Source organism: Pseudomonas nitroreducens TX1 (assembly GCF_000313755.1).
GTDB lineage: Bacteria > Pseudomonadota > Gammaproteobacteria > Pseudomonadales > Pseudomonadaceae > Pseudomonas > Pseudomonas nitroreducens_A.
Genome location: NZ_AMZB01000124.1, coordinates 132,757 through 159,275, shown reverse-complemented (window position 1 = coordinate 159,275; position 26,519 = coordinate 132,757). Strand labels below are relative to the sequence as shown.

22 protein-coding genes are annotated in these 26,519 nt (G+C 64.3%); 12 read left to right on the top strand and 10 right to left on the bottom strand.

Annotated elements, in window-relative coordinates; genetic code table 11:
• Nucleotides 1-137: 137 nt before the first annotated feature.
• From C167_RS0122240 to hemE, 11 genes are all read left to right on the top strand, one after another.
• Complete coding sequence (locus C167_RS0122240) at nt 138-1,202, top strand: pilus assembly protein PilM (protein WP_017520515.1); 1,065 nt, start codon at nt 138-140, stop codon at nt 1,200-1,202.
• The gene (pilN, locus tag C167_RS0122235; protein ID WP_017520514.1) at nt 1,202-1,795 is read left to right on the top strand and encodes a type 4a pilus biogenesis protein PilN; all 594 of its coding nucleotides are present in this window, start codon (nt 1,202-1,204) and stop codon (nt 1,793-1,795) included. Before C167_RS0122240 ends, pilN begins: the two co-directional genes overlap by 1 nt.
• Nucleotides 1,792-2,442 (top strand): type 4a pilus biogenesis protein PilO, encoded by a 651-nt coding sequence (gene pilO / locus C167_RS0122230; RefSeq protein ID WP_017520513.1) that lies wholly within the window; start codon nt 1,792-1,794, stop codon nt 2,440-2,442. The genes pilN and pilO overlap by 4 nt, the downstream gene beginning before the upstream one ends.
• A complete protein-coding gene (gene pilP, locus C167_RS0122225; protein WP_017520512.1) occupies nt 2,439-2,963 on the top strand; it encodes a type 4a pilus biogenesis lipoprotein PilP in 525 nt (174 codons plus the stop codon). The genes pilO and pilP overlap by 4 nt, the downstream gene beginning before the upstream one ends.
• A gap of 53 nt (nt 2,964-3,016) precedes the next feature.
• Nucleotides 3,017-5,158, top strand: a complete 2,142-nt coding sequence (gene pilQ / locus C167_RS0122220; protein ID WP_017520511.1) for a type IV pilus secretin PilQ — start codon at nt 3,017-3,019, stop codon at nt 5,156-5,158.
• An 8-nt stretch (nt 5,159-5,166) separates the two neighbouring features.
• Complete coding sequence (gene aroK, locus C167_RS0122215; RefSeq protein WP_026079212.1) at nt 5,167-5,685, top strand: shikimate kinase AroK; 519 nt, start codon at nt 5,167-5,169, stop codon at nt 5,683-5,685.
• A gap of 50 nt (nt 5,686-5,735) precedes the next feature.
• Nucleotides 5,736-6,842 (top strand): 3-dehydroquinate synthase, encoded by a 1,107-nt coding sequence (gene aroB, locus C167_RS0122210; RefSeq protein ID WP_017520509.1) that lies wholly within the window; start codon nt 5,736-5,738, stop codon nt 6,840-6,842.
• 6 nt (nt 6,843-6,848) lie between these two features.
• Complete coding sequence (locus tag C167_RS0122205; RefSeq protein ID WP_017520508.1) at nt 6,849-8,540, top strand: AAA family ATPase; 1,692 nt, start codon at nt 6,849-6,851, stop codon at nt 8,538-8,540.
• Between the two features lie 461 nt (nt 8,541-9,001).
• Nucleotides 9,002-13,447: a glutamate synthase large subunit gene (gene gltB, locus C167_RS0122200; protein WP_026079211.1), complete on the top strand. Its 4,446-nt coding sequence runs from the start codon at nt 9,002-9,004 to the stop codon at nt 13,445-13,447.
• Between the two features lie 27 nt (nt 13,448-13,474).
• Nucleotides 13,475-14,893, top strand: coding sequence for an FAD-dependent oxidoreductase (locus tag C167_RS0122195; protein ID WP_017520506.1), 1,419 nt, complete (start codon nt 13,475-13,477; stop codon nt 14,891-14,893).
• Between the two features lie 202 nt (nt 14,894-15,095).
• Nucleotides 15,096-16,160, top strand: a complete 1,065-nt coding sequence (gene hemE, locus C167_RS0122190; RefSeq protein ID WP_017520505.1) for a uroporphyrinogen decarboxylase — start codon at nt 15,096-15,098, stop codon at nt 16,158-16,160.
• A gap of 247 nt (nt 16,161-16,407) precedes the next feature.
• Here the strand turns inward: hemE and gabP are convergent, their stop codons facing one another.
• Nucleotides 16,408-17,802: a GABA permease gene (gene gabP, locus C167_RS0122185; RefSeq protein WP_026079210.1), complete on the bottom strand. Its 1,395-nt coding sequence runs from the start codon at nt 17,800-17,802 to the stop codon at nt 16,408-16,410.
• A 243-nt stretch (nt 17,803-18,045) separates the two neighbouring features.
• Entirely contained in the window at nt 18,046-19,389 is a 1,344-nt protein-coding gene (locus tag C167_RS0122180) for an MFS transporter (RefSeq protein WP_017520503.1), read from the bottom strand.
• A gap of 330 nt (nt 19,390-19,719) precedes the next feature.
• On the opposite strand from C167_RS0122180, the gene C167_RS0122175 reads away from it, so the two are divergent.
• A complete protein-coding gene (locus C167_RS0122175) occupies nt 19,720-20,613 on the top strand; it encodes a LysR family transcriptional regulator (protein WP_017520502.1) in 894 nt (297 codons plus the stop codon).
• Between the two features lie 138 nt (nt 20,614-20,751).
• Here the strand turns inward: C167_RS0122175 and C167_RS0122170 are convergent, their stop codons facing one another.
• Genes C167_RS0122170 through C167_RS0122135 form a run of 8 tightly spaced genes read right to left on the bottom strand, consistent with a single transcriptional unit; the run spans nt 20,752 to nt 26,507 of the window.
• Nucleotides 20,752-21,192 (bottom strand): hypothetical protein, encoded by a 441-nt coding sequence (locus tag C167_RS0122170; RefSeq protein WP_017520501.1) that lies wholly within the window; start codon nt 21,190-21,192, stop codon nt 20,752-20,754.
• A gap of 26 nt (nt 21,193-21,218) precedes the next feature.
• Complete coding sequence (locus tag C167_RS0122165) at nt 21,219-21,617, bottom strand: hypothetical protein (protein WP_017520500.1); 399 nt, start codon at nt 21,615-21,617, stop codon at nt 21,219-21,221.
• 47 nt (nt 21,618-21,664) lie between these two features.
• Nucleotides 21,665-22,891, bottom strand: coding sequence for a beta-ketoacyl-ACP synthase (locus C167_RS0122160; RefSeq protein ID WP_017520499.1), 1,227 nt, complete (start codon nt 22,889-22,891; stop codon nt 21,665-21,667).
• Nucleotides 22,891-23,619: a 3-oxoacyl-ACP reductase FabG gene (gene fabG / locus C167_RS0122155; protein WP_017520498.1), complete on the bottom strand. Its 729-nt coding sequence runs from the start codon at nt 23,617-23,619 to the stop codon at nt 22,891-22,893. Before fabG ends, C167_RS0122160 begins: the two co-directional genes overlap by 1 nt.
• Nucleotides 23,616-24,098 carry a hotdog family protein gene (locus C167_RS0122150; protein WP_017520497.1) on the bottom strand — a complete coding sequence of 161 codons (483 nt, stop codon included), beginning with the start codon at nt 24,096-24,098 and terminating at the stop codon, nt 23,616-23,618. The genes fabG and C167_RS0122150 overlap by 4 nt, the downstream gene beginning before the upstream one ends.
• Nucleotides 24,095-25,303 carry a beta-ketoacyl-[acyl-carrier-protein] synthase family protein gene (locus tag C167_RS0122145; protein WP_017520496.1) on the bottom strand — a complete coding sequence of 403 codons (1,209 nt, stop codon included), beginning with the start codon at nt 25,301-25,303 and terminating at the stop codon, nt 24,095-24,097. The genes C167_RS0122150 and C167_RS0122145 overlap by 4 nt, the downstream gene beginning before the upstream one ends.
• The gene (locus C167_RS0122140; RefSeq protein ID WP_017520495.1) at nt 25,300-25,782 is read right to left on the bottom strand and encodes a hypothetical protein; all 483 of its coding nucleotides are present in this window, start codon (nt 25,780-25,782) and stop codon (nt 25,300-25,302) included. Before C167_RS0122140 ends, C167_RS0122145 begins: the two co-directional genes overlap by 4 nt.
• A 2-nt stretch (nt 25,783-25,784) precedes the next feature.
• Nucleotides 25,785-26,507: a class I SAM-dependent methyltransferase gene (locus C167_RS0122135; RefSeq protein ID WP_017520494.1), complete on the bottom strand. Its 723-nt coding sequence runs from the start codon at nt 26,505-26,507 to the stop codon at nt 25,785-25,787.
• Between the last annotated feature and the right edge of the window lie 12 nt (nt 26,508-26,519).

Below are 26,519 nucleotides of genomic sequence, written 5' to 3'. Positions count from 1 at the left end.
CGGTAAAAAGGGAAAAGCTGATCACATTATAAGCAGTTTTTTTGCTGGCAAGCCATTTGCGCAGGTGTCAAGTCTGGTATCTAATGTGGAAAAACATAAATCGTCCGTAAGTCTCGGATGCTGATAGGAAATCAGTCGTGCTAGGGCTCTTCAATAAGAAAGCGAACACGCTGCTGGGGATAGACATCAGTTCGACTTCGGTCAAACTTCTCGAATTGAGCCGCTCTGGAGGCCGCTACAAGGTAGAGGCCTATGCTGTCGAGCCGCTCCCGCCCAACGCAGTCGTAGAAAAGAACATCGCTGAGCTGGAGGGTGTCGGCCAGGCGTTGTCACGTGTGGTCGCCAAGGCACGGACCGCAGTGAAGACGTCTGCGGTCGCGGTTGCCGGCTCGGCGGTCATCACCAAAACCATCGAGATGGACGGCGGACTCTCGGACGACGAGCTGGAAAATCAGCTCAAGATCGAGGCCGACCAGTACATCCCCTACCCCCTCGAAGAGGTCGCTATCGACTTCGAGGTGCAGGGCACGTCAGCGCGCAACGCGGATCGTGTCGATGTTCTTCTCGCTGCTTGTCGGAAGGAGAACGTCGAGGTGCGTGAAGCGGCACTGGCGCTCGCGGGCCTCACGGCCAAGGTCGTCGATGTGGAGGCCTACGCGCTGGAGCGAGCGTTCAGTCTGCTGGGAGACCAGTTGGGCGGCAATGCCGACGAGCTCACAGTTGCGGTGGTCGACATCGGCGCCACCATGACCACGCTCAGTGTGCTGCACCATGGCCGCACCATCTATACGCGCGAGCAGCTCTTTGGCGGGCGGCAGCTCACCGAGGAAATCCAGCGGCGCTATGGACTGTCGGTCGAGGAAGCGGGTCTGGCCAAGAAGCAGGGCGGTCTTCCGGATGACTACGACAGCGAAGTGTTGCAGCCGTTCAAGGACGCCGTGGTTCAGCAGGTGTCCCGTTCGCTGCAGTTCTTCTTCGCGGCCGGTCAGTTCAACGATGTGGACTACATCCTGCTGGCAGGCGGCACCGCGTCCATTCCGGACCTGGACCGCCTGATACAGCAGAAGATCGGTACTCCGACCCTGGTGGCCAACCCGTTCGCCGACATGGTGCTGAGCGGCAAGGTCAACGCCGGTGCGCTGGCCAGTGATGCGCCTGCGCTGATGATTGCCTGCGGTCTGGCGATGAGGAGTTTCGACTGATGGCACGCATCAACCTATTGCCCTGGCGGGAGCAGCTGCGCGAGGAACGCAAGCAGCGCTTCCTGGTGATTCTGGGCGCTGTGCTGCTGGCTTCCGGGGCTGTGATCTTCCTGGGCGACCAGTACTTCAACTCGGCCATCGAGAACCAGGGCGCGCGCAACGACTTCCTGCGCAAGGAAATCGCCGTGCTGGATGCGCGGATCAAGGAGATCAGCGAGCTAAAGACTCGCCGCCAGCAATTGCTCGAGCGCATGAAGATCATCCAGGACCTGCAGGGTAACCGCCCGATCATCGGCCGTGTATTCGACCAGTTGGTTCGGACCCTGCCCGATGGCGTGTACTTCACTGGGCTGAAGATGTCCGGGAAATCCATCGCCATTGCCGGCGCGGCCGAATCCAACAACCGCGTCTCCAACCTCATGCGTAACCTGGACTCTTCCGAATGGCTGACTGCGCCGAACCTGACCGAAGTGAAGGCGGTCACCCAGGGCGCCCTGGATCAGGCAAACGTCTTCCAGTTGACCGTGCAGCAGACCCAGCCCGGCAGTGAGGAACAGGACAAGAAAAGTCCCGCGCAAGGAGCCAAGAAATGAGTCTGGCCAGTTCCCTGGAGAGCTTGCGCAAGATCGACATCAACGATCTTGATCTGAACAACCTCGGCTCCTGGCCGGCGGCGGTCAAGGTGATTGCCTGCGTGCTGCTGATGGCGGTGGTGCTGGCGCTTGGGTACAACTTCCACCTGAAGGACCTGCAGGAGCAGCTTGATCGCAACCGCGACGAGGAACAGACCCTCAAGCAGCAATTCGCAACCAAGGCGTTCCAGGCGGCGAACCTGGATGCCTACAAGGTGCAGATGAAGGAGATGGAAGAATCCTTCGGCGCCTTGCTGCGTCAACTGCCGAGCGATACCGAGGTCCCCGGGCTGCTGGAAGACATCACCCGCACCGGCCTGGGTAGCGGCCTCGAATTCGAGGAGATCAAGCTGCTGCCGGAAGTGACCCAGCAGTTCTACATCGAATTGCCTATTCAGATCAGCGTTGTGGGCGGGTATCACGACTTGGCGACCTTCGTCAGTGGTGTGTCCAGCCTGCCGCGGATCGTGACCCTGCATGATTTCGAGATCAAACCCGCAAGCCCCGATAGCACTTCCAAGCTGCGCATGAGCATCCTGGCAAAGACCTACCGGTATAACGACAAGGGCGTGAAGACGACGGCCCCGACTGCGGGAGCGAAGAAATGAGGGGGCGCCTGATTATCTGCAGTTTTCTGCTCCTGAGCTTGAATGGCTGTGGCTCGGGTGGTGATTTTGCCGACCTGCAGGCTTACCTGGACGAAGTCAGGGCTCGCCCGAAAGGGGCTATCGAGCCGCTGCCCAAGTTCCAGGCATACGAGGCATTCACCTACAGCGCCTCGTCCCTGCGCAGTCCCTTCCAGCCGCCGGTGAAGATCGACCTGGCGGTCAAGCAGAAGGGCAACAAGGTCATCAAGCCCGATGAGACACGGGTCAAGCAGTTCCTCGAAGGCTTCAATATCGAGACTTTCGAGATGGTCGGCACGCTGGCCAGGGATAACCAGACATTCGCTCTCGTAAAAGGTGCAGGAGGGGTGCATCGGGTACGAGTGGGTGACTACCTTGGGCGCAACGACGGCAAGATCGTTGCGATCAGCGAAGCCAAGATCGACGTGATTGAAATCGTTCCTGATGGTGAGGGCGGCTGGCTGGAGCGTCCGCGCAGCCTGACTCTCAAGGAACGCTCCTAAGGGCGGGGATGAACATGGATAACAAACAGCAGTCTGCACGACGGATTCAGACGATGAATAGAACGCTTTCCCGCCTGAGCATTTCCGTGCTCGCGGCCGTATTCGCGCCGGCGCTGCTCGCCGCCAACCTGCAGAGCGTCGATGTGGCGGCACTGCCGGGCGACCGCGTGGAGCTGAAGCTCGGCTTCGACGAGCCGGTGGCGGCGCCGCGCGGCTACACCATCGAGCAGCCGGCGCGTATTGCGCTGGACCTGCCGGGCGTGCAGAACAAGCTGGGTAGCAAGAATCGCGAGCTGGGCGTGGGCAACGCCCGCAGCCTGACCGTGGTCGAGGCCAAGGACCGCACCCGCCTTATCGTCAACCTCAGTACCCTAGTGCCTTACACCACGCGTGCCGAAGGTTCGAACCTCTATGTCGTGGTCGGTGCGGGCGGTGCGACCTCCAGTTCCTACGCTTCTGCCGCGCCGTCGCCGGCTCCGGTTGCCAAGCCTGCCCAGCCCAAGCCTTACCTTCCGGCTGGCAAGGCGATCCGCAATATCGATTTCCAGCGTGGCGAACAGGGTGAAGGCAATGTCGTGATCGATCTGTCCGATCCGACGGTCAGTCCTGATATCCAGGAGCAAGGCGGCAAGATCCGCCTGGACTTCCCGCGTACCCAGCTGCCGGATAACCTGCGCGTGCGACTGGACGTGAAGGACTTCGCCACCCCGGTGCAGTTCGTCAACGCCGCGGCCGCTGGCGACAAGGCCAGTATCTCCATCGAACCGACCGGGCTGTATGACTATCTCGTCTATCAGACCGACAACCGCATGACCGTCAGCATCAAGCCGTTGACCCAGGACGATGCCGAGAAGCGCAAGAAGGACAACTTCGCCTACACCGGCGAGAAGCTGTCGCTGAACTTCCAGGACATCGACGTGCGTTCGGTGCTGCAGCTCATTGCCGACTTCACCGATTTGAACCTGGTGGCTTCGGACACCGTGCAGGGCAACATCACCCTGCGCCTGCAGAACGTGCCGTGGGACCAGGCGCTGGATCTGGTGCTCAAGACCAAGGGCCTGGACAAGCGCAAGGTCGGCAACGTCCTGCTGGTTGCGCCGGCCGATGAAATCGCCGCTCGCGAGCGCCAGGAGCTGGAGGCACAGAAGCAGATCTCCGAACTGGCTCCGCTGCGTCGTGAGCTGATCCAGGTGAACTATGCCAAGGCGTCGGACATTGCCAAGCTGTTCCAGTCGGTGACCGGCACCAGCGGTGCTCCGGGTGCCGCTCCCGGCGGTGATAACCGGGGTTCGATCACTGTCGATGACCGTACCAACGCCATCATTGCCTACCAGACCCAGGATCGCCTCGACGAACTGCGTCGTATCGTTGCCCAGCTCGACATTCCAGTTCGCCAGGTGATGATCGAGGCGCGCATCGTCGAAGCGGCGGTGGACTACAGCAAGAGCCTGGGCGTTCGCTGGGGCGGTGCCTTCAGCAGCGGCAACTGGGACTTCTACGGTAAGGACGGCGCCCGGACTGTCGATAGCGACTCCGGCCAGCTCTACCTGCCGGGAACCTCTACGGTGGGTAATTGGACTGCCGCCGACGGCGTAGCGCCGGTTCCGTTTGTCGACATGGGCGTGACCAACAGTACTTCCGGTATCGGCATCGGTTTCCTGAGCAACCATGCCATGCTCGACCTGCAACTCTCCGCCATGGAGAAGAGCGGTAACGGCGAAGTGGTGTCCCAGCCCAAGGTCGTCACCTCCGACAAGGAAACCGCAAAGATCCTCAAGGGCTCGGAGATTCCGTACCAGGAAGCCAGTTCCAGTGGCGCGACCTCGGTGTCGTTCAAGGAGGCCGCGCTGGCCCTGGAAGTGACTCCGCAGATCACTCCGGACAACCGCATCATCATGGAAGTGAAGGTCAACAAGGACGAGCCGGACTACGCCAACGCCCTGAACGGTGTACCGCCGATCAAGAAGAACGAAGTCAACGCCAAGGTACTGGTCAACGATGGCGAAACCATCGTGATCGGTGGTGTGTTCTCCAACACCCAGACCAAGGCGACCGACAAGGTTCCGTTCCTCGGTGACGTTCCGTTCATTGGCCGACTGTTCCGTCGCGACTCGGTAACCGACAGCAAGAACGAGCTGCTGGTTTTCCTTACCCCGCGGATCATGAATAATCAGGCCATTGCAGTCGGCCGTTGATCAATGTCGTGTCCAATTTGATTCTGGTAGGCCCGATGGGAGCTGGTAAAAGCACCATCGGGCGTCTCCTCGCCAAAGAACTTCACCTCGTCTTCAAAGATTCGGATAAAGAGATCGAGCAGCGCTGCGGAGCCAACATCCCCTGGATATTCGATGTCGAGGGCGAGGCGGGCTTCCGCGAGCGTGAGCAGGCGATGCTGGCCGAGCTATGCGATGAAGGGGGCGTGGTCATCGCCACGGGTGGCGGCGCGGTCATGCGCGACGCCAATCGCCTCATCCTCAAGAATGGCGGCAAGGTGATCTACCTGCACGCCTCGGTCGAGCAGCAGATTTCCCGCACGGCGCGGGACAAGAATCGCCCTCTGTTGCAAAAGCCCAATCCGGAACAGATCCTTCGCGACCTCATGCAGATGCGCGATCCGCTTTATCGCGAAATCGCCGACGTGATCATCGAAACCGACGAGCGGCCTCCGCGTCTCGTCGTGCTGGAGATCATCGAGCGCCTGCGTGAGCTGGAGCGCCATTAACGGCGCTGCAATCTGGGGTATCCTAGTCCCCTTTCCTGTCCGGGGGTTTCATGCGCACACTCAACGTCGATCTGGCCGATCGCAGCTACCCGATCTATATCGGCGAGGGGCTGCTGGATGAACCGCGCTACTTCGCGCCGCACATCCGCGGCCGCCAGGTAGCCATCGTCACCAACGAAACCATCGCGCCGCTGTACCTGGATCGACTGCAGAAGACCCTGGCCGCCTACAAGGTCACCACGGTCGTGCTCCCTGACGGCGAAGCCTACAAGCAGTGGGAAACCCTGCAGCTGATCTTCGATGGCCTGCTGACCGCACGCCATGACCGCAAGACCACCCTGATCGCCCTCGGCGGTGGCGTCATCGGCGACATGACCGGTTTCGCGGCTGCCTGTTATCAGCGCGGCGTCGACTTCATCCAGGTGCCGACCACCCTGTTGTCCCAGGTGGACTCCTCGGTGGGCGGCAAGACCGGTATCAACCATCCGCTGGGCAAGAACATGGTCGGGGCCTTCTATCAGCCGCAGGCCGTGGTCATCGATACCGCGACCCTCAAGACGCTGCCCCCGCGCGAGCTGTCGGCGGGCCTGGCAGAGGTGATCAAGTACGGCTTCATCTGCGACGAGCCTTTCCTCGCCTGGCTGGAAGCGCACATGGGTGATCTGCTCGCGCTGGAGCCTGTCGCGCTGACCGAGGCCATCGAGCGTTCCTGCGCGGCCAAGGCTCGCGTGGTCGGCGCCGACGAGAAGGAGACCGGCGTGCGCGCCACGCTGAACCTGGGCCATACCTTCGGTCACGCCATCGAGACCCACATGGGTTACGGCGTCTGGCTGCACGGCGAAGCCGTGGGTGCGGGAACCGTGATGGCACTTGAGATGTCGCATCGGCTGGGATGGCTGACAAAGGCCGAACTCGACCGCGGCATCCGCCTGCTCGCCGCGGCGAAGCTGCCGGTGGTCCCGCCGCAGGAAATGAACGCCGAGCATTTTCTCGAGCACATGGCCGTCGACAAGAAAGTGCTCGATGGCCGTTTGCGTCTGGTATTGCTCCAAGGGCTGGGGGGCGCGGTCGTGACCGCCGAATTCCCCCGTGAGATTCTGGAAGAAACACTGCGCGCTGACTACCAGTCACTGGTCGGTCAGGCAGGAGAACACTGAGGTCCCATGTCCAGCTTGCATGCCGATGAGGCCTTCCTGGCCCACTACCAGTTCAGCCATGACCCCTTCGCACCGCGGGTTCCAGGCTTCAAGTTCTTCCCGGCGCAGCGCAAGCCCGTACTGGGCCAGCTGCACCACCTGGCGCGCTACAGCCACCTGCTGCTGGCCGTTACCGGTCCGCTGGGCAGCGGCAAGACCCTGTTGCGCCAGGCCCTGGTGGCCAGCACCAACAAGGACGCCGTCTCCAGCGTGGTGATCTCCGGTCGTTCGGTGACCGACGAAGCCACGCTGCTGCGCCAGCTCGCGCAAGGCCTGGGCATCACCCAGACCAGCATCGAGGCGATCCTCGCCAAGGTCGCCCAGTTGGCGATCACCGGGCAGGACGTCTACCTGCTGGTGGATGACGCCGAGCAGCTACGCGACGATGCTCTCGAAGTCCTTCTGCTGCTGGCAGCCGGCAACTCCGAAGCGCGCCTGCACGTCTTCCTGTTTGGCGAGCCTGAGCTGCTCTCGCGCCTGGAGGTGCTATCCGAGGGCGAGGAGCGTTTCCACGCCATCGAGCTGCAACCCTACAGCGAAGAAGAAACCCGCGAGTACCTGGCGCAGCGCCTCGAAGGCGCGGGGCAGGGTATCGAGTTGATTTCCGCCGACCTGCTGGCCGACATCCACGAACAATCCGGCGGCTGGCCGGGCACCATCAACCAGACCGCTCGCGATGCGATGATCGAAGCGATGCTGGCTGATCGCAGTGGTGAGCGCAAAGCCGCCGGTGCCGGCTTCAAGTTGCCGAAGAAGCATCTGGCAATCCTCGGCGTGGTCGCCATTGGTGTCATCGCCGCCTGGTTCATGCAGGGCAAGACCACCAAGCCGGAGACCGCGAGCAACACCGCTGCGCAGACATCGTCGCAACTGCCGCTGGGCGGTGGCGCAGCGCCGCAGCCGAACGCACAGCCGCAGCCGGATGCCCAGGGCAACGGCCCGTCCGTGGAATTCGCCGGTTCCAACCAGCCGCTGCCGCTGCCATTGGTGGGCGAAAGCCAGCCGGTGATCCGCGAACCCCTGGCTCAGGCTGGTGGCCAGGACGATGCCGACGAAGGCGGCATGCCTTCGGCAGCCATTCCGCCGACTGTGACCACCACTGCGCCGCCGGTGACCCCGCTGGCGAACAATGGTCCGAAACCGCTGAACCCGGTGCCGGCGGCTCCCGTCCAGCAGCAGGCTGCGATCCAGCCAGCCCCGACTCCTGTGCCCACGCCGCGTCCGGAGCCGGTCAAGCCTGCCGCCACCGCGCCGGCGAAGCCCGTCCAGACCGCCAAGCCGGCTGTGACCAAACCCGCCACCACCGTTGCCAGTGCCAAGCCGGCGACTGCTGCCAGCAAGCCTGCCGCGGCAACGGGTAGCGCCGGTGGCAGCAGCTGGTACCAGTCACAGGCCGGTTCGCGCTACGCCGTGCAGGTGCTGGGCACGGGCTCCGAAGCCAGCGCCAAGGCCTTCATCAGCCAGCAGGGTGGCGGCGACTACCGTTACTTCCGCAAGAGCCTTCAGGGCAAGCCGTTCTATGTCGTGACCTACGGTAACTTTGCTGATCGCACTGCCGCGCAGGCGGCGATCAAGAAGCTGCCGGCGAAGATCCAGGCCTCCAAGCCCTGGGCTCGTCCTTTCTCCAGCATCCAGCAGGACATCGCCGGGGCGCGCTGAAAGGTCGCAGTGTCGCAATACTGAAAAAGCCGAGCCTCGCACCGCGGGGCTCGGCTTTTTTATTGGCTTGTGTCTTTGGCAGGATTCTTATAAAAATGCGACATCGGGTGTCAGCAGTGCGTCAAAAAAAACAGTGACGTCGCTTTCCCCATGTGTACAATGACCTCCCTTTGCCTATCGGAAACTTGCCGCTTGAGCGAGTAGACAGGCGAAGTGCTTGTAGAGGGTCTGCTGACGTTTCGTCATGGCCAGGGCCGGAACCGCCGCTACGTTGGGTAAGACGTGGCAACTCGCGCGGGACGGTCATTCCAGGTGAACCAGGGGCTACAACGGCGCTGCACGATAGATGCGGCCCGAGCCTTTGGGGTGCGCGGGAAACGAGCCTGCACGGCGAAACTGGGCGATGGCGAAACGTCAGCAGACCCTGGAATCTATAAAAGTTTTGCCGGTGAGAGTTCCCTATGAAAGCAGGTCTGTACCATCCTGAGACGTTCAAGGATAACTGCGGATTCGGTTTGATCGCCCATATGACGGGCGAGGCAAGCCACGAACTTCTGCAAACCGCCATCGAAGCACTGACCTGCATGACCCACCGAGGTGGGATCAACGCGGACGGGAAAACCGGGGACGGCTGTGGGCTGCTGATCCAGAAGCCCGACCAGTTCCTGCGCGCCGTGGCCCTTGAGTCCTTCGGCGCCGATCTCCCTGACCAGTATGCGGTCGGGATGGTCTTCTTCAACCAGGATCCGGTAAAAGCCGAAGCCGCTCGCGCGAACATGAATCGCGAGATCGAGCGCGCCGGCCTGAAGCTGGTCGGCTGGCGCAAGGTGCCGATCGACACCAGCGTCCTGGGTCGCCTGGCGCTGGAGCGCCTGCCGCAGATCGAGCAGGTGTTCATCGGCGGCGAAGGCCTGTCCGACCAGGAGTTCGCGGTCAAGCTGTTCAGCTCCCGTCGCCGCTCCTCCGTGGCCAACGCCGAGGACGCCGATCACTATGTCTGCAGCTTCTCGCACAAGACCATCATCTATAAGGGCCTGATGATGCCGGCGGACCTCGCCGCCTTCTATCCGGACCTTTCCGACGAGCGCCTGAAGACCGCCATCTGCGTCTTCCACCAGCGCTTCTCGACCAACACTCTGCCCAAGTGGCCGCTGGCGCAGCCGTTCCGACTGCTGGCGCACAACGGCGAGATCAACACCATCACCGGCAACCGCAACTGGGCCCAGGCCCGTCGCGCCAAGTTCGCCAACGAGTGGATGCCCGATCTCGACGAGCTCGGCCCGCTGGTCAACCGCGTGGGTTCGGACTCCTCCAGCATGGACAACATGCTCGAGCTGATGGTCACCGGCGGCATGGACATGTTCCGTGGCCTGCGCATGATCATTCCGCCGGCCTGGCAGAACGTCGAGACCATGGACGCCGACCTGCGTGCGTTCTACGAATTCAACTCACTGCACATGGAGCCATGGGACGGCCCCGCCGGCGTCGTGCTGACCGACGGCCGCTACGCCGTCTGCCTGCTCGACCGCAACGGCCTGCGCCCGTCGCGCTGGGTCACCACCAAGAACGGCTACATCACCCTCGCCTCGGAAATCGGCGTGTGGGACTACAAGCCCGAGGATGTCATCGCCAAGGGCCGCGTCGGTCCGGGCCAGATACTCGCGGTGGACACCGAGACCGGCCAGCTGCTGCAGACCGAGGACATCGACAACCGCCTGAAGTCGCGCCACCCGTACAAGCAGTGGTTGCGCCAGAGCGCACTGCGCATCCAGGCGACCCTGGACGATGACCAGGGCGTCGCCAGCTACGACGGTGACCAGCTCAAGCAGTACATGAAGATGTTCCAGGTCACCTTCGAGGAGCGTGACCAGGTGCTGCGTCCGCTCGCCGAGCAGGGCCAGGAAGCGGTCGGCTCGATGGGCGACGACACTCCGATGGCGGTACTGTCCAAGCGCATCCGCTCGCCGTATGACTACTTCCGCCAGGTCTTCGCGCAGGTCACCAACCCGCCGATCGACCCGCTGCGCGAAGCGATCGTGATGTCCCTGGAAACCTGTCTGGGCATCGAGCAGAACATCTTCGAAGAGTCCCCGCACCACGCCAACCAGGCGATCCTGACCACCCCGGTGATCTCCCCGGCCAAGTGGCGGACCTTGATGAACCTGGAGCGTCCGGGCTTCGACCTGCACCACATCGACCTGAACTACGACGAAAGCGTCGGGCTCGAAACGGCGGTGCGCAACATTGCCGACCAAGCCGAGGAAGCCGTGCGCGCCGGCAAGGTGCTGCTGGTACTCTCCGACCGCCACATCGCGCCCGGCAAGCTGCCGGTGCACGCGGCCCTGGCCGTGGGCGCCGTGCACCACCGCCTGGTGCAGACCGGCCTGCGCTGCGACTCCAACATCCTGGTGGAAACCGCCACTGCCCGTGACCCGCACCATTTCGCGGTGCTGGTGGGCTTCGGTGCGTCCGCAGTCTACCCGTACCTCGCCTACGAGGTGCTGGCCGACCTGATCCGCACTGGCGAAGTGCTGGGCGACCTCTACGAGGTCTTCAAGTACTACCGCAAGGGCATCTCCAAGGGGATGCTGAAGATCCTCTCGAAGATGGGCATTTCCACCATCGCTTCCTACCGTGGCGCCCAGCTGTTCGAAGCCATCGGCCTGTCCGACGAAGTCACCGGCCTGTGCTTCCCGGGCACCCCGAGCCGCATCCAGGGCGCGCGTTTCATCGACATCGAGAACGAGCAGAAGCTGCTCGCGTTCGAAGCCTGGAACAGCCGTAAGCCGATCCAGCAGGGCGGCCTGCTGAAGTTCGTCTATGGCGGCGAGTACCACGCCTACAACCCGGACGTGGTGAACACCCTGCAGGCCGCCGTGCAGCAGGGCGACTACGCCAAGTTCAAGGAATACACCGCGCTGGTGGACCAGCGTCCGGTGTCCATGCTGCGCGACCTGCTCAAGGTGAAAACCGCCGAGCAGCCACTGAGCCTGGACGAGATCGAGCCGCTGGAAGCCATCTTCAAGCGCTTCGACGCCGCCGGTATCTCCCTCGGCGCGCTGTCGCCGGAGGCCCACGAGGCCCTGGCCGAAGCCATGAACCGCCTGGGCGGCCGCTCCAACTCCGGTGAGGGGGGCGAAGACCCGGCGCGCTACGGCACGCTGAAAAGCTCGAAGATCAAGCAGGTGGCCACCGGCCGCTTTGGCGTGACCCCGGAATACCTGGTCAACGCCGAAGTCCTGCAGATCAAGGTGGCCCAGGGCGCCAAGCCCGGCGAGGGCGGCCAGTTGCCCGGCGGCAAGGTCAACGGCCTGATCGCCCGCCTGCGCTATGCGGTGCCCGGCGTGACCCTGATCTCGCCGCCGCCGCACCACGACATCTACTCCATCGAAGACCTCGCCCAGCTGATCTTCGACCTCAAGCAGGTCAACCCGCAGGCGCTGGTGTCGGTGAAGCTGGTTTCCGAGCCGGGCGTGGGCACCATCGCCGCCGGCGTGGCCAAGGCCTATGCCGACCTGATTACCATTTCCGGCTATGACGGCGGTACCGGCGCGTCGCCGATCACCTCCATCAAGTATGCCGGTTCGCCGTGGGAGCTGGGCCTCGCCGAGGCGCACCAGACCCTGCGCGGCAACGACCTGCGCGGCAAGGTCCGGGTGCAGACCGACGGCGGCCTGAAGACCGGCCTGGACGTCATCAAGGCCGCGATCCTCGGCGCCGAAAGCTTCGGTTTCGGCACCGCGCCGATGATCGCCCTGGGCTGCAAGTACCTGCGCATCTGCCACCTGAACAACTGCGCCACCGGCGTCGCCACCCAGAACGACAAGCTGCGCAAGGACCACTTCATCGGCACCGTGGACATGGTGGTGAACTTCTTCACCTTCATCGCCAGCGAGACCCGTGAGTGGCTGGCCAAGCTCGGCGTGCGCAGCCTGGAAGAACTGATCGGCCGCACCGACCTGCTGGAAATCCTGCCGGGCGAGACGCCCAAGCAGGGCAACCTCGATCTCACGCCGCTGCTGGGCAGCGACCTGATCCCGGCCGAGAAGCCGCAGTTCTGCGAAGTCGAGAAGAACCCGCCGTTCGATCAGGGCCTGCTGGCCGAGAAGATGGTCGAACTGGCCCGCGACGCCATCGCAGGCGCCAAGGGTGGCGAGTACGAACTGGATATCTGCAACTGCGATCGCTCCATCGGCGCGCGGATTTCCGGCGAGATCGCCAAGGTTCACGGTAACCAGGGCATGGCCAAGGCGCCGATCACCTTCCGCTTCAAGGGCACTGCGGGCCAGAGCTTCGGCGTGTGGAACGCCGGCGGTCTGCACCTGTACCTGGAAGGCGACGCCAACGACTACGTGGGCAAGGGCATGACCGGTGGCAAGCTGGTCGTCACCCCGCCCAAGGGCAGTCCCTTCAAGTCGCAGGAGTCGGCCATCGTCGGCAACACCTGCCTGTATGGCGCCACCGGCGGCAAGCTGTTCGCTGCTGGCACCGCGGGCGAGCGTTTCGGCGTGCGCAACTCCGGCGCCCATGCCGTTGTGGAAGGCACCGGTGACCACTGCTGCGAATACATGACCGGCGGCTTCATCTGCGTACTGGGCAAGACCGGCTACAACTTCGGCTCCGGCATGACCGGTGGCTTCGCTTACGTCCTCGACATGGACAACACCTTCGTTGACCGCGTGAACCATGAGCTGGTGGAAATCCAGCGCATCAGCGGCGAAGCGATGGAGGCCTACCGCAGCCACCTGCGCAAGGTCCTGGTCGAGTACGTGGCGGAAACCGCGAGTGAGTGGGGCGCACATCTGCTGGAGAACCTCGACGACTACCTGCGTCGGTTCTGGCTGGTGAAACCCAAGGCCGCAAGCCTCGGTTCCCTGCTGACCAGCACCCGTGCCAACCCGCAATAAGCGCCTGAAGTTTGATGAGGTCTGAAAATGTCTGAACGTCTGAATAACGACTTCCAGTTCATCGAAGTCGGGCGCAAGGATCCGAAGAAGAAACTCCTGCGCCAACGCAAGCGCGAGTTCGTGGAAATCTACGACCTGTTCAAGCCGCAGCAGGCGGCTGACCAAGCCCACCGCTGCCTGGGTTGTGGCAACCCGTATTGCGAGTGGAAGTGCCCGGTGCACAACTTCATCCCCAACTGGTTGAAGCTGGTTTCCGAAGGCAACATCCTCGCTGCCGCCGAGTTGTCCCACCAGACCAACACCCTGCCGGAAGTCTGCGGCCGGGTCTGCCCGCAGGATCGCCTGTGCGAAGGCGCCTGCACTCTGAACGACGGCTTTGGCGCGGTCACCATCGGCTCGGTGGAGAAATACATCACCGACACCGCCTTCGCCATGGGCTGGCGCCCCGACATGTCCAAGGTCAAGCCCACCGGCAAGCGCGTCGCCGTGATCGGCGCGGGCCCGGCCGGCCTGGGTTGCGCCGACGTGCTGGTGCGCAACGGCGTGACCCCGGTGGTGTTCGACAAGAACCCGGAAATCGGTGGCCTGCTGACCTTCGGCATCCCCGAGTTCAAGCTGGAGAAGCAGGTGCTGTCGCGTCGCCGCGAGGTGTTCACCGGCATGGGCATCGAGTTCCGCCTGAACACCGAGATCGGCAAGGACGTGACCATGGAGCAACTGCTCGATGAGTACGATGCCGTGTTCATGGGCATGGGCACCTACACCTACATGAAAGGTGGTTTCCCCGGCGAAGACCTGCCCGGCGTGCACGATGCGCTGGACTTCCTGATCGCCAACGTGAACCGCAACCTGGGCTTCGAGAAGTCGCCGGAAGACTTCGTCGACATGAAGGGCAAGCGCGTCGTGGTACTGGGCGGTGGCGACACCGCGATGGACTGCAACCGCACCTCGATCCGCCAGGGGGCCAAGAGCGTGACCTGCGCCTACCGCCGTGACGAAGAGAACATGCCCGGCTCGCGCAAAGAGGTGAAGAACGCCAAGGAAGAAGGCGTGAAGTTCCTCTTCAATCGCCAGCCCATCGCCATCGTCGGCGAGGACAAGGTGGAAGGCGTGAAGGTGGTCGAGACCCGTCTCGGCGAACCGGATGCCCGTGGCCGTCGCAGCCCCGAGCCGATCCCGGGCTCCGAGGAGATCATCCCGGCCGAAGCCGTGCTGATCGCCTTCGGCTTCCGCCCGAGCCCGGCCCCGTGGTTCGACCAGCACCAGGTGGAGATCGACAGCCAGGGTCGCGTCATCGCCCCGGCCGCCGCGCAGTTCAAGCACCAGACCAGCAACCCGAAGATCTTCGCCGGCGGCGACATGGTCCGCGGTTCCGACCTGGTGGTGACCGCGATCTTCGAAGGCCGTACGGCCGCCGAAGGCATCCTGGACTACCTGGGCGTCTGATCGGGACTTTGTAGGAGCGAGCTTGCTCGCGAACTTGCCCCGCAGCGGGGCATTCGCGAGCAAGGACTAGGCGTCCCCTCGGTCCTACGAGAAGCACTTCCAACAGCGACCAAATGTCGCGCAAGACAAAAGGCACGGCACCCGCCGTGCCTTTTCGTTTGGGGTTTGCGAAAATGCCCGCACTTTTTTTCCGGATGCCGTTATGACTGCCCTGAAGAACGATCGCTTCCTCCGCGCCCTGCTCAAGCAGCCCGTCGATGTCACCCCTGTCTGGATGATGCGCCAGGCCGGCCGCTACCTGCCGGAGTACCGCGCCACCCGTGCCAAGGCCGGTGACTTCATGAGCCTGTGCATGAACCCGCAGATGGCCTGCGAAGTGACCCTGCAGCCGCTGGACCGTTATCCGCAGCTGGACGCGGCGATCCTCTTCTCCGACATCCTCACCATCCCCGACGCCATGGGCCAGGGCCTGTACTTCGAGACTGGCGAAGGCCCGCGTTTCAAGAAGGTCGTGACCACCCAGGCGGACATCGACGCGCTGCCGATCCCCGATCCGGAGAAGGACCTGGGCTACGTGATGGACGCCGTGCGCACCATCCGCCGCGAGCTGAATGGCCGCGTCCCGCTGATCGGCTTCTCTGGCAGCCCCTGGACCCTGGCCACCTACATGGTGGAGGGCGGCTCCAGCCGCGACTTCCGCAAGACCAAGGCGATGCTCTACGACAACCCGCAGGCCCTGCACGCGCTGCTGGACAAACTGGCGCAGTCGGTCACCAGCTACCTGAACGGCCAGATCGTCGCTGGCGCCCAGGCGGTGCAGATCTTCGATTCCTGGGGCGGCGCGCTGTCGGCGGCGGCCTACCAGGAGTTCTCCCTGGCCTATATGCAGAAGATCGTCGACGGCCTGATCCGCGAACACGAAGGTCGCCGCGTGCCGGTGATCCTCTTCACCAAGGGTGGCGGTCTGTGGCTGGAATCCATGGCCAACACCGGTGCCGAGGCCCTCGGCCTGGACTGGACCTGCGACATCGGCAGCGCCCGCACCCGCGTCGGTGACAAGGTTGCGCTGCAGGGCAACATGGATCCGGCAGTGCTGTACGCGAAGCCTGAAGCGATCCGCGCCGAAGTCGCGCGCATCCTCGGCGCGTTCGGTAACGGCAATGGCCACGTGTTCAACCTCGGTCATGGCGTCACCCCGGAGGTTGATCCGGCCCATGCCGGCGCCTTCTTCGAGGCGGTGCACGAGCTGTCGGCGCAGTATCACTGAGTCTGAGGCTCCACCGAAAAGCCCCGCAGTCGCGGGGCTTTTTCGTTTCTGCCGAGTAGGTTCGCGAGCGGGAAAGAGCGCGCCGCACATACCGGTTACTGTAGGAGCGAGCTTGCTCGCGAACCGCTCGGACTTCGTCCGCGATCGGCCCGAACGGCACGACGTCCCACGACGCAATGAAAAAAGCCCCGCTCGGAAGCGGGGCTTTTTCGTTCCCTCATGGAGCCTCAAGCCCCATCAGGGTGCATCACGCAGCATCGCCCACCAGGCCGGCGGCGCGCTGGGCCTTGTTGCGGCGGTTGGACACCAGCAGGCCCGAGCAGACCACCACGACGGTCAGCAGGGTGGTGGCGACCACTTCCATGCGGTGGTCCGGGCGGATCAGCATGATCACCAGGGCGCCGACGATGAACAGGATCACCGCCCAGGTGAGCCAGGGGAACAGCCACATCTTCAGCTTCAACTGGTGGCCCTGGGCGAGCAGCTTCTTGCGCATGCGCAGCTGTGACAGGGCGATCACCAGGTACACCAGCAGGGCGATGGCGCCGGAACTGGCCAGCAGGAAGTTGAACACTTCGGCCGGGGCCAGGTAATTGGCGAAAGTGCACAGGAAGGCCATGGCGGTGGACAGCAGCACGGCGTACACCGGGGTGCGGCTGACGCTGGTCACCTGGGCGATCTTCGGCGCGTCACCGCGCTTGCTCAGCGAGTACATCATGCGCGAAGCGGTGTAGAGCGCCGAGTTCAGGCAACTGGTCACCGAGACCAGCACGATGATGTCGACGATCAGCTTGGCGTACGGGATGTGCAGGTGTTCCAGCACGGTCTGGTAGGAGCCCATGCTTACCAGCCGCGGGTCGTTCCACGGCACCAGGCAGACCACGATCAGGATCGACAGCAGGTAGAACAGCGCGATACGCCAGATCACCGAGTTGGTGGCGCGGGTAATCTGCTGCTCCGGGTCCTTGGACTCGGTGGCGGCGATGGTGACGATTTCCGAGCCCATGAAGGAGAACATGGTAGTCAGCAGCGCGGCGAGCACGGCGCCCCAGCCCTTGGGCAGGAAGCCTTCGCTGGTCAGGTGGCCGATGCCGGAGACTTCGCTGTTGGGCGAGAAGCCGAAGATCGCCGCACAACCCAGCACCAGGAAGGCAATGATCGAGACGACCTTGATCAACGCCAGCCAGAACTCGAACTCACCGTAGTTCTTCACGCTGAACAGGTTGGTCACGGTCAGTGCGGAGGTGATCAGGAAGGCCAGGATCCAGATCGGCGCGCCGGGGAACCAGGCGTGGATGATGGCCGCGGCGGCGTTGGCTTCCAGCGGGATCACCAGGACCCAGAACCACCAGTACAGCCAGCCGATGGTGAAGCCGGCCCAGTGGCCGATGGCGCGGTCGGCATAGGTGGAAAAGGAGCCGCTGTCCGGCTGCGCGACGGCCATTTCGGCCAGCATGCGCATCACCAGGACCACCAGCAGGCCGGCGACCAGATAGGAAATCATGACGGCCGGGCCGGCTTCGGCGATGGCGTGGCCGGAGCCTACGAACAGGCCCGCGCCAATGGCGCCGGCAATCGAAAGCATCGTGACGTGACGATTTTGCAGGCCCTGGGAGAGCCCGGAAGAAGGGGTGCTGCTCATGCTTTACCTACAACTACGGAGGGAATTGCGTACTGCGGGAGTCGAGGTCCGTTTCAGGATTCCAACAAGTCGTTCGAGATTGTGAACGCAAGGATCGCGCCACATCCTGTTACGACTTAAGTCGTAGATTGGGAATAAATCCCACAACGCCCGTCTGGCAGGCGTTGTCGGATCTGAGATAAATGTCCTTGAACGACCGTTCCATGTCGTTTTTAGGCATTAAGCTTGTCATGTGTGTAGAAACTACCCAGCCTTGTTGAGTGCTGGTAGATCGCGCGGTAACACCGGAAGGCGCATCAGGTGAAGGGCCACCAGCAGGCAGATGCCCAACAGGCCGGCAATGAACAGGCCCACGCCGTTCCAACCGTACTGGTGCCAGAACAGACCGCCAGCGGTGCCGGCGACGCTGGAACCGGCGTAATAGCAGAACAGGTACAGCGACGAGGCCTGGCCCTTGGCCTTCAGGGCTCGGCGGCCGATCCAGCTGCTGGCCACCGAGTGCGCGCCGAAGAAGCCAAAGGTGAAAACCAGCAGCCCGGCCAGCACCAGGGCCAGCGGTTGCAGCAGCGTGATCAGCACGCCGCCGAGCATCAGCGCGATCATTGCCCAGAGCACCTTGCGCCGGCCCAGCTTGTCGGCCAGCGAGCCGACCCACGCCGAGCTGTAGATACCCGACAGGTAGACCAGCGAGAGCACGCCGACTATGGCTTGGCTCAGGTGATAGGGCTCCGCCAGCAGGCGGTAGCCGATGTAGTTGAACAGGGTGACGAAGGCGCCCATCAGCAGGAAACCGACCAGGAATAGCCAGGGCAGGCCGGCGTCGCGGAAGTGCCCGGTGAAGCCCTGGATCAGCCGGCGCGGTTTGAGCGGCGCCGGGCGGAAGTTCTTCGATTCGGGAAGGATGCGCCAGAACAGCAGGGCTGCGGCCAGGGCGAGTACGCCCAGGGTGGCCAGCGCGACGTGCCAGTTCACGTAGTCCACCAGCACGCCGCTGATCAGCCGCCCACTCATGCCGCCAATGGCGTTGCCGCCGATATACAGCCCCATGGACAGCCCGATGTGCTGCGGATGGATTTCCTCGGAGAGGTAGGTCATGCCCACTGCCGCCAGGCCGCTGAGCGACAGGCCGAGCAGCGCGCGCATGGCCAGCACGCCGTGCCAGGTCGGCATCAGCGAGCTGCCGAGGGTGAACAGGGCGGCGAGGACCAGCGAGGCGACCATGATCGACTTGCGCCCGATGGCGTCGGAGATCGGCCCGGTGACCAGCAGGCCGAAAGCCATGGTGATGGTCGAGATCGACAGCACCAGGCTGCTCTGCGTGGCGGTCAGGCTGAAAGCCTTGGACAGTACCGGCATCATCGGCTGCACGCAGTAGAGCAGGGCGAAGGTGGCGAAGCCTCCGGAGAACAGCGCAAGCGAGGTACGCATGAACGCCGGGGTGCCTTTCTCGATGTAGGTTTCGATGTCTTCGACGGTACGCACCACGTCGCTATTGGCTTCGCGCGCGCTCTCGCGCAGACCGGGCAACACCTCCGCCGGGTCGTTGGCGGCGACTGGTTCTTGTACGACGGCCGGTTCGGCCGCCATGGGATGTTCTTCCCGCAAAGCCCGCAGGGCAGGTTGACTCACGACACACCTCAGGTTGGTAAAAGCAGGAGGGCCTGGAATGGCGGCAAGGGCCCGCGCGGCCAGGCAGGGAGCAGGTTGGTAGTCGTTATTGGGCTTGTGTGGAAAGGATAAGGAGCGGGATTTATTATTTCCAATATATTAATCGACACGTTTGATTCGTTTTTCGAATCGATTGGCGATGACGTCGGTTCTACACCTGGTTCGCGAGCACGGCACGGGGCTCAGCCTATCGCGGACAAAGCCCGCTCCTACCCAACCCGGAACACCGGCGCTCCAGCAGGGGGAAACATGGAACTGCGACACCTGCGTTATTTCATTGCCGTGGCGGAAGAGCTGCACTTCGGCCGCGCCGCCGAGCAACTGGGGATTTCCCAGCCGCCGCTGAGCCAGCAGATCCAGGCGCTGGAAGAAGAGATCGGCGCGCGGTTGCTGGAGCGCACCAACCGCCGCGTGGCGCTCACCGAGGCCGGCAAGCTGTTCCTCGATGAAGCGCGGCAGGTGCTGCAGCAGGTGGATCGCGCCGTCTTGCTGGCCCGACGAGCGCACCAGGGGGAGATCGGCGAGCTGAAGGTCGGCTTCACCGCGTCGGCGCCTTTCACCTCGAGCATCCCGCGCGCCATCCTGGCGTTCCGCCAGGCTTATCCGGACGTGCACCTGGACCTGCAGGAACTCAGCAGCGGCCAGGCGGTGCAGGCGCTCCTGGAAGAGCGCGTGCAGGTCGGCTTGATCCGTCCCATCCCGTTGCCGGAAACCCTGGAAGCCGTGGAGCTGTTCAGCGAACCCCTGGTGGCCGTGCTGCGCGCCGATCACCCGCTGGCGCAGGCCAGCCAGGAGGGACTGGAGTTCGCCGCACTGGCGGACGAGCCTTTCGTGTTCTTCCCGCGCAGCTATGGCACCGGGCTCTACAGCCAGTTGATGGCGCTGTCGCGGCAGGCCGGCTTCAGCCCGCGCATCGCCCAGGAAGCCGGCGAGGCGATGACCATCATCGGCCTGGTGGCGGCGGGGCTGGGCGTGTCGATGTTACCGGCGTCGTTCCGCCGGACGCGGGTGGATGGCGTGGTCTATCGCACCCTCAGCGATCCGGGCGCAACCAGTTCGGTGTGGCTGGTACGGCGGCGCAACGAGACGTCACGCCTGGCGCAGTCGTTCTTCGACCTGGTGACCCAGCAAATCCAGGCCTGACTCAGGCACATCGGCGGATAACCCCTGGGGCGTTATGCGCCCTACGGGTGGGCTGGATAACGTAGGGCGCATAAAGCGGAACGCTTTATCCGCCGATACCCAAAGCCGGGCACGGCGGACAGCGCTGCGGACAGCGGCTTATTTGGCGTAATCGGCCTTCAGCGCGACGCCGGCGATGACTGCGCCGGCGTGGCACTCGAACTGCCTGGCGTCCTTGTACTCGTTGCGCTTGTAGTAGCTGACGATGTTGGTCACGGCGGTGGCGCCGGCCTTCTTCGCCGAGTCCTGCAGGGTGATCAGTGCCGATTGCAGTGCCCAGCGGCAGGCTTCCTCGTCGCTCTTGTTGAAGGCGTTGGTCTTCTTGTTGGTGATGGCGCCGGACTGGACCACGTTCAGCTTGTCACCCGCCGGGTTGCCCGCCAGGTAGAACTTCACGCTGCCGTCCAGGCGACCGGCCTTCACCGCCTCGGCGACGACTTCGTCGAAGGGCAGGTGCAGCGTGGTGTCGCGAGCGTGGCTGATGCCAGGGATGGACGTGCAGAGCGCGAGGGCGAGCGCCCCGAGAGTCTTGCGTTGCATGAATCGACTCCTTGTCGATGAGGGGATCAGTTGCTCGGCGTGGCGAGGTGCAGGTTCTGCAGGATCTTGTTGTTGAGAATGGCGACCCACTTGTTGTAGTTGCGGTGGATCTGCCCGTCCTTCTCGTCCAGGCCGCGGCTGCTGCGCAGCTTGATGGAGTACTGCTGGCTGCTGTAGGGAATGCTGACTTCGGCGTGATGCCGCTCGCGCACGGTGATCGCGGCGTAGATCACGTTGCCGGAGTCCTGCTGCACGGTCCATTTCTGTTCTTCCAGTGCGTCATGGATCGCCGCCTGCACCTGCACCGACGTGCGGTTGCTGTCCGGCGGCAGGCTCTGGTCGATGTTCTCCACCGGCTTGGTGGTGCAGCCGATGGCCAGCACGGCGGCGGCGCACAGCAGAACGCTACGGATCAGTCGGGACATGGATTGCTCTCCTTGCAGTGTCGTTGGGTTGTTCCGGTGAAAAGGGCTCAGCGCCAGCGCTTGAAGATCAGCGAGGTGTTGATCCCGCCGAAGGCGAAGTTGTTGTTCATGACGTACTCGTGGCTCATCACGCGCGGTTCGCCCCGCAGGTAGTCGAGCTCGCCGCAACGCGGGTCGATCTCGTCCAGGTTCAGGGTGTGCACATAGCGGTCGCTGTTCATCATCTCGATGCTGAACCACGACTCCAGCGCGCCGCACGCTCCCAGAGTGTGGCCCAGGAAGCTCTTCTGCGAGCTGATCGGCATGCGCTTTCCGAACAGTTCGCTGGTGGCCAGGGTCTCGGCGATGTCGCCCTGCTCGGTGGCGGTGCCATGGCCGTTCACATAACCGATGGCGTCGGGCGTGAGGCCCGCATCTTCCAGCGCCAGCTCCATGGCGCGGCGCATGGTCGCCTGTTCCGGGCGGGTGGTGTGCTGGCCGTCGGCGTTGCTGCCGAAACCAACGATCTCGGCATGGATGCGCGCGCCGCGGGCCAGGGCGTGTTCCAGCTCTTCAAGCACCAGCATGCCGGCGCCTTCGCCGATCACCAGCCCATCGCGGCCGCTGTCATAGGGACGCGGCGTCTGCTGCGGAGTGTCGTTCTTCAGGCTGGTGGCGTAGAGCGCATCGAACACCATGGCCTCGGTCGGGCACAGCTCCTCGGCGCCGCCGGCGAGCATCAGCGGCAGGCGGCCGAAGCGGATCGCCTCGTAGGCATAGCCGATGCCCTGGCTGCCGCTGGTACAGGCGCTGGAGGTGGGGATCACCCGGCCCTTGAGGCCGAAGAAGATGCTGATATTCGCCGCCGTGGTGTGCGGCATCATGCGCACGTAGGAGTTGGCGTTGAGGCCGTCCGCCACCGAATTGAGCAGCATGTTGCCGAACGCCTTGATCTCGTCGGTGCTGCCGGTGGACGAGCCGCAGGCCACGCCCATGCGGCCGTCGCGGATGGACTCATCGTCGAGCAGCCCGGCATCGGCCAGCGCGCGCTCGGCGGCGCCCACCGACAGTCGGGAAACGCGGCCCATGCTGCGCAGTTGCTTGCGGGTCCAGTGCCTGGGCACCGTGAAGTCCAGCACCGGGCCGGCCAGGCGGGTGTTGAGTTCGGTGAAGCGGTCCCACTCATCCATGCGGCGGATGCCACTCTGGTTGGCGCTGAAGTTTGCCTCGATGCTCGCCCAGTCCGAACCCAGGGACGTGATGCCGGACATGCCGGTGATGACCACGCGCTTCATCAGCACAGCCCTCCGTTGACCGCCAGTACCTGGCGGGTGATGTAGCCCGCCTCGGCCGACATCAGGAAGTTCACTGCGCCGGCGACTTCTTCCGGGGTGCCCATGCGCTGGGCCGGGATCATCTTGAGGATGTCCTCCACCGGCACCTGTTCGTCGAGCATCGCTGTGTCGATCAGCCCCGGCGCCACGCAGTTCACCGTGATCTTCCTCTTGGCCAGCTCGATGGCCAGCGCCTTGGCGGCGCCGATCACGCCGGCCTTGGAGGCGCTGTAGTTGACCTGGCCGCGGTTGCCGATCAACCCCGACACCGAAGTGATGCAGACGATGCGCCCCGGCTGGCGGCGGCGGATCATCGGCATCATCACCGGGTGCAGGACGTTGTAGAAACCGTCGAGGTTGGTGCGCAGCACCTGGTCCCAGTCTTCCTCGGTGAGCGCGGGGAAGGCGCCGTCGCGGGTCAGGCCGGCGTTGCACACCACGCCGTAATAGGCGCCGTGGGTTTCCACATCGGCTTCGAGAATGTTGCGCGCGGCTTCGCGGTCGGCCACGTCGAACTGCAGCACACGGGCGCTGCGCCCCAGTGCCTGGATTTCGGCCTGCACGGCGTCTGCTTCGGCGCGGCCGCTGCGGCAGTGCAGCACCAGGTCGAAGCCGGCCTGGGCCAGGCGCAGGGCGATGGCGCGGCCGATGCCACGGCTGGAGCCGGTTACGAGGATGGAATCAGTCATACGCTTGGCTCTTTCGAATCGGTCTTCTTGAAATCGGGTTCCTGCAGGTAGTTGGCAACCTCGGGCGGGCGGAACACGGTGAGGCGCGCCAGCGCCTTGATCCCAGGCCCATCCAGGTGGCATTCGAAGACGCCCATGCCGTTGTCATCCTGCAGGGTACGGATGGCGTGGATAGTGATTTGCGCGCCGGCCGGGAAACTCGCCACGTCGCACTGGTACTGGCGCGTGCCGAGCAGGAAACCCAGCTCCACCGGCTCTCCGCGCAAGCGCGCCTGGCACCCGGCGTAGGCAGCGACACTCTGCGCCATCAGCTCCACGCCGACCCAGGCCGGCAGGCTGCCGTCGGCCTCGTTGAACAGGCCGCCCGGACGCACCGTCAGGCGCGTGCGGATGTCCTCGTCGCCGAAGTCGAGCACGTCGTCGATGAGGATCATGTCGCCCGCGTGGGGCAGCAGTGAGGCGATCGGCCAGTCGATCATCGGGTCACTCCAGACTCTTTGCCCATCTCGCCCAGGATCAGGCTGATGTTGTTGCCGCCGAAGGCGAACGAGTTGCTCATCAGGTAGCGCGGGCCTTCGGCCGGCAGCCGCGGCGCGTCTTCGCCCACCAGTTGCAGCGCCGGCAAGTGCGGATCGGCGATGCCGTCCCAGCGTTGCGGCGGCAGGCGCTTCTGCGGGTTGTGCTCGCCCAGTAGCAGCCAGCAGAACGCCGCTTCCAGCGCGCCGGCGGCGCCGAGGGTATGCCCGGACAGCGGTTTGGTCGAGGAGCAGGGCACGCCGGCGGGGAATTGCGCGCTGACGGCCAGGCTTTCCATGGCGTCGTTGTGCAGGGTCGCGGTGCCGTGCAGGTTCAAGTAGGCGATCTGCGCAGCGTCCAGGCGTGCCTCGACCAGCGCCTTGCGCATCGCCTCGCGGGCGCCGCGTCCTTCGGGTTCGGGGGCGGAGATGTGGTGCGCGTCAGAGCTGGCGCCGGCGCCGAGCAAGGCGACTGCGCCGGGCTCGCGGGTCATCAGGAACAGCGCGGCGCCTTCGCCGATGTTGATGCCCTTGCGGTTCGCCGAGAAGGGTTTGCACAGTTCGTCGGAGACCGCTTCGAGCGCGCTGAAACCGTTGAGCGTCAGCTGGCAAAGGCTGTCCACGCCGCCGCACAGCACGGCGTCGCACAGCCCCAGCTTCAGCAGCCGACGCGCGCTCTGCAGGGCGCGTCCGCCGGAGGTACAGGCGGTGGAGATCACGTAGGTCGGGCCGGCCAGTTCGTAGTGTTCCGCGAGGTACACCGCCGGGTCAGACAGCTCCTGGTGCGAGTAGTGGAAGCCTTCGGGCAACTGACCGTGCAAACGGTGATGGCGAATGCCCTGGGTGGTTTCCTGGACGCCCGAGGTGCTGGTGCCCAGCACCACCGCCACGCGTGCGGCGCCGTAGCGCTGGATGGCTGCGCGGATGGCCGGGTCGATCTGCGTGGCCGCGGCCAGCAGCAGGCGGTTGTTGCGGGTGTCGTGGCGCTTCTCGGGGATGGCCGCCAGGCGCGCCTTGACCGTGCCCACGGGGAGGCTCCTGCCCGGCACCCAGCCGGCCTGCACCTGCATGCCGGCGGACTCGCCCGCCAGCAGCGCGGCGGCCACTTCGCGGCGGTCATTGCCCAGCGCGCAGATCAGGCCCAGCTCGTTCAGGTAGGTCGCGGTCATGGAGCGGTTTCCAGGGGCGTCACGTGGTAGCGGAGGTCAGGGCTTTCCAGGTCGAAGTCCTGCGCCGAACGGTAGCTGATCTTCCAGTGCTGCTGCAGGCTGCGCTGGCCGTTGCGCACCTGGTAGTCCGTGGCGCGGTAGCGTGCGGCGAGCTCATCGCCCGGCGTAAGGGCGAACAGCAGCACCGCGAACAACTCGCGCGCTTCGGGGTTGGGCGGCAGCAGGCCGTCGTTGCGCCATTCTCCCTCAAGCAGCCGTTGGCGCGACAGCGGGATGCCCAGCGGATCGAACAACGACCAGCGCAGCGCGCCGCCCTCCTGCTGGATGACCAGCAGCCAGTCCTGGCTGGTGCCCGCCTGTTCGCGCTGGATGTGCAGCTGCAACGGCGTCGCCAGCAGCGGCAACGCGGTCGGTAGCGGCGCATGCTGGGCACAACCGGCCAGCAGCAGGACGAAGGCAAGACTCAGCCAGCGGATCATGCTCAGCGGCTCTCCAGTGGCTTGCGCACCACGGCGTTGACCAGGGTTTCCTCGCGCTGGCCGAACGGCTTGGGCTTGCGCAGGCCCCAGCGCTCGAGCAGACCGAAGTCCTTGGCGCGGCTCCACCACAGGTAGGGGTAGGAGACGTTCCTCTCGCTGAACTCGAAGCCCTGCTCGCGGAGCATCTGCAGGTACTGCGCGGCGCTCTTCTGTACGTGCATGGGGTGCCGGAAGAGCCAGCGGATCACCCAGGTATCGATGTACGCCTCGGTGGACTCGGCGAACAGCAGCAGGCCGCCCGGCTTGAGCACCCGCCAGAACTCGGCCAGCGCCCGCTCCTGCTCCACCAGATGATGGAAGGTCTGGTGGCAGAACAGGATGTCCACGCTGGCCGAGGGCAGCATCAGGTCGGCGCAGTCGGCGCAGTTCAGCTCCACCTCGATGTTCTCCCGCGCAGCCTCCATGGCCGAGCAGTCGAGGCTGTGCGGGTCGGCGTCCAGCCCGATCAAGCGGCTGGGCCTGAACGCATCGCGCAGCAGGCGGAAGGAGCGGCCCTGGCCGCAGCCAGCGTCGAGCAGCACCGGGTTCTGCGGGGTGTTCCAGCTGACCAGGCGCTTGAGGTCGTTGATCGCCACGCGTAGCACGTGGTGCTGCCAGGTGTGGCTCTGCAGGAACCAGAAACCGAAACGGGTTTCTTCGACGTAGGTTGAGGCGGGGCGGGTCATGACAGTCCTTGT

Excerpts from the sequence above, each read along its gene's own strand:
- pilQ (WP_017520511.1), top strand. The coding sequence starts at position 3,017 with ATGAATAGAACGCTTTCCCGCCTGAGCATTTCCGTGCTCGCGGCCGTA.
- pilO (WP_017520513.1), top strand. The coding sequence starts at position 1,792 with ATGAGTCTGGCCAGTTCCCTGGAGAGCTTGCGCAAGATCGACATCAAC.
- aroB (WP_017520509.1), top strand. The coding sequence starts at position 5,736 with ATGCGCACACTCAACGTCGATCTGGCCGATCGCAGCTACCCGATCTAT.
- C167_RS0122140 (WP_017520495.1), bottom strand. The coding sequence starts at position 25,782 with ATGATCCGCTGGCTGAGTCTTGCCTTCGTCCTGCTGCTGGCCGGTTGT.
- C167_RS0122195 (WP_017520506.1), top strand. The coding sequence starts at position 13,475 with ATGTCTGAACGTCTGAATAACGACTTCCAGTTCATCGAAGTCGGGCGC.
- C167_RS0122170 (WP_017520501.1), bottom strand. The coding sequence starts at position 21,192 with ATGCAACGCAAGACTCTCGGGGCGCTCGCCCTCGCGCTCTGCACGTCC.
- fabG (WP_017520498.1), bottom strand. The coding sequence starts at position 23,619 with ATGACTGATTCCATCCTCGTAACCGGCTCCAGCCGTGGCATCGGCCGC.
- C167_RS0122180 (WP_017520503.1), bottom strand. The coding sequence starts at position 19,389 with ATGGCGGCCGAACCGGCCGTCGTACAAGAACCAGTCGCCGCCAACGAC.
- pilN (WP_017520514.1), top strand. The coding sequence starts at position 1,202 with ATGGCACGCATCAACCTATTGCCCTGGCGGGAGCAGCTGCGCGAGGAA.
- C167_RS0122160 (WP_017520499.1), bottom strand. The coding sequence starts at position 22,891 with ATGAAGCGCGTGGTCATCACCGGCATGTCCGGCATCACGTCCCTGGGT.
- hemE (WP_017520505.1), top strand. The coding sequence starts at position 15,096 with ATGACTGCCCTGAAGAACGATCGCTTCCTCCGCGCCCTGCTCAAGCAG.
- C167_RS0122175 (WP_017520502.1), top strand. The coding sequence starts at position 19,720 with ATGGAACTGCGACACCTGCGTTATTTCATTGCCGTGGCGGAAGAGCTG.
- C167_RS0122145 (WP_017520496.1), bottom strand. The coding sequence starts at position 25,303 with ATGACCGCGACCTACCTGAACGAGCTGGGCCTGATCTGCGCGCTGGGC.
- C167_RS0122135 (WP_017520494.1), bottom strand. The coding sequence starts at position 26,507 with ATGACCCGCCCCGCCTCAACCTACGTCGAAGAAACCCGTTTCGGTTTC.
- gltB (WP_026079211.1), top strand. The coding sequence starts at position 9,002 with ATGAAAGCAGGTCTGTACCATCCTGAGACGTTCAAGGATAACTGCGGA.
- pilP (WP_017520512.1), top strand. The coding sequence starts at position 2,439 with ATGAGGGGGCGCCTGATTATCTGCAGTTTTCTGCTCCTGAGCTTGAAT.
- C167_RS0122165 (WP_017520500.1), bottom strand. The coding sequence starts at position 21,617 with ATGTCCCGACTGATCCGTAGCGTTCTGCTGTGCGCCGCCGCCGTGCTG.
- gabP (WP_026079210.1), bottom strand. The coding sequence starts at position 17,802 with ATGAGCAGCACCCCTTCTTCCGGGCTCTCCCAGGGCCTGCAAAATCGT.
- C167_RS0122150 (WP_017520497.1), bottom strand. The coding sequence starts at position 24,098 with ATGATCGACTGGCCGATCGCCTCACTGCTGCCCCACGCGGGCGACATG.
- C167_RS0122205 (WP_017520508.1), top strand. The coding sequence starts at position 6,849 with ATGTCCAGCTTGCATGCCGATGAGGCCTTCCTGGCCCACTACCAGTTC.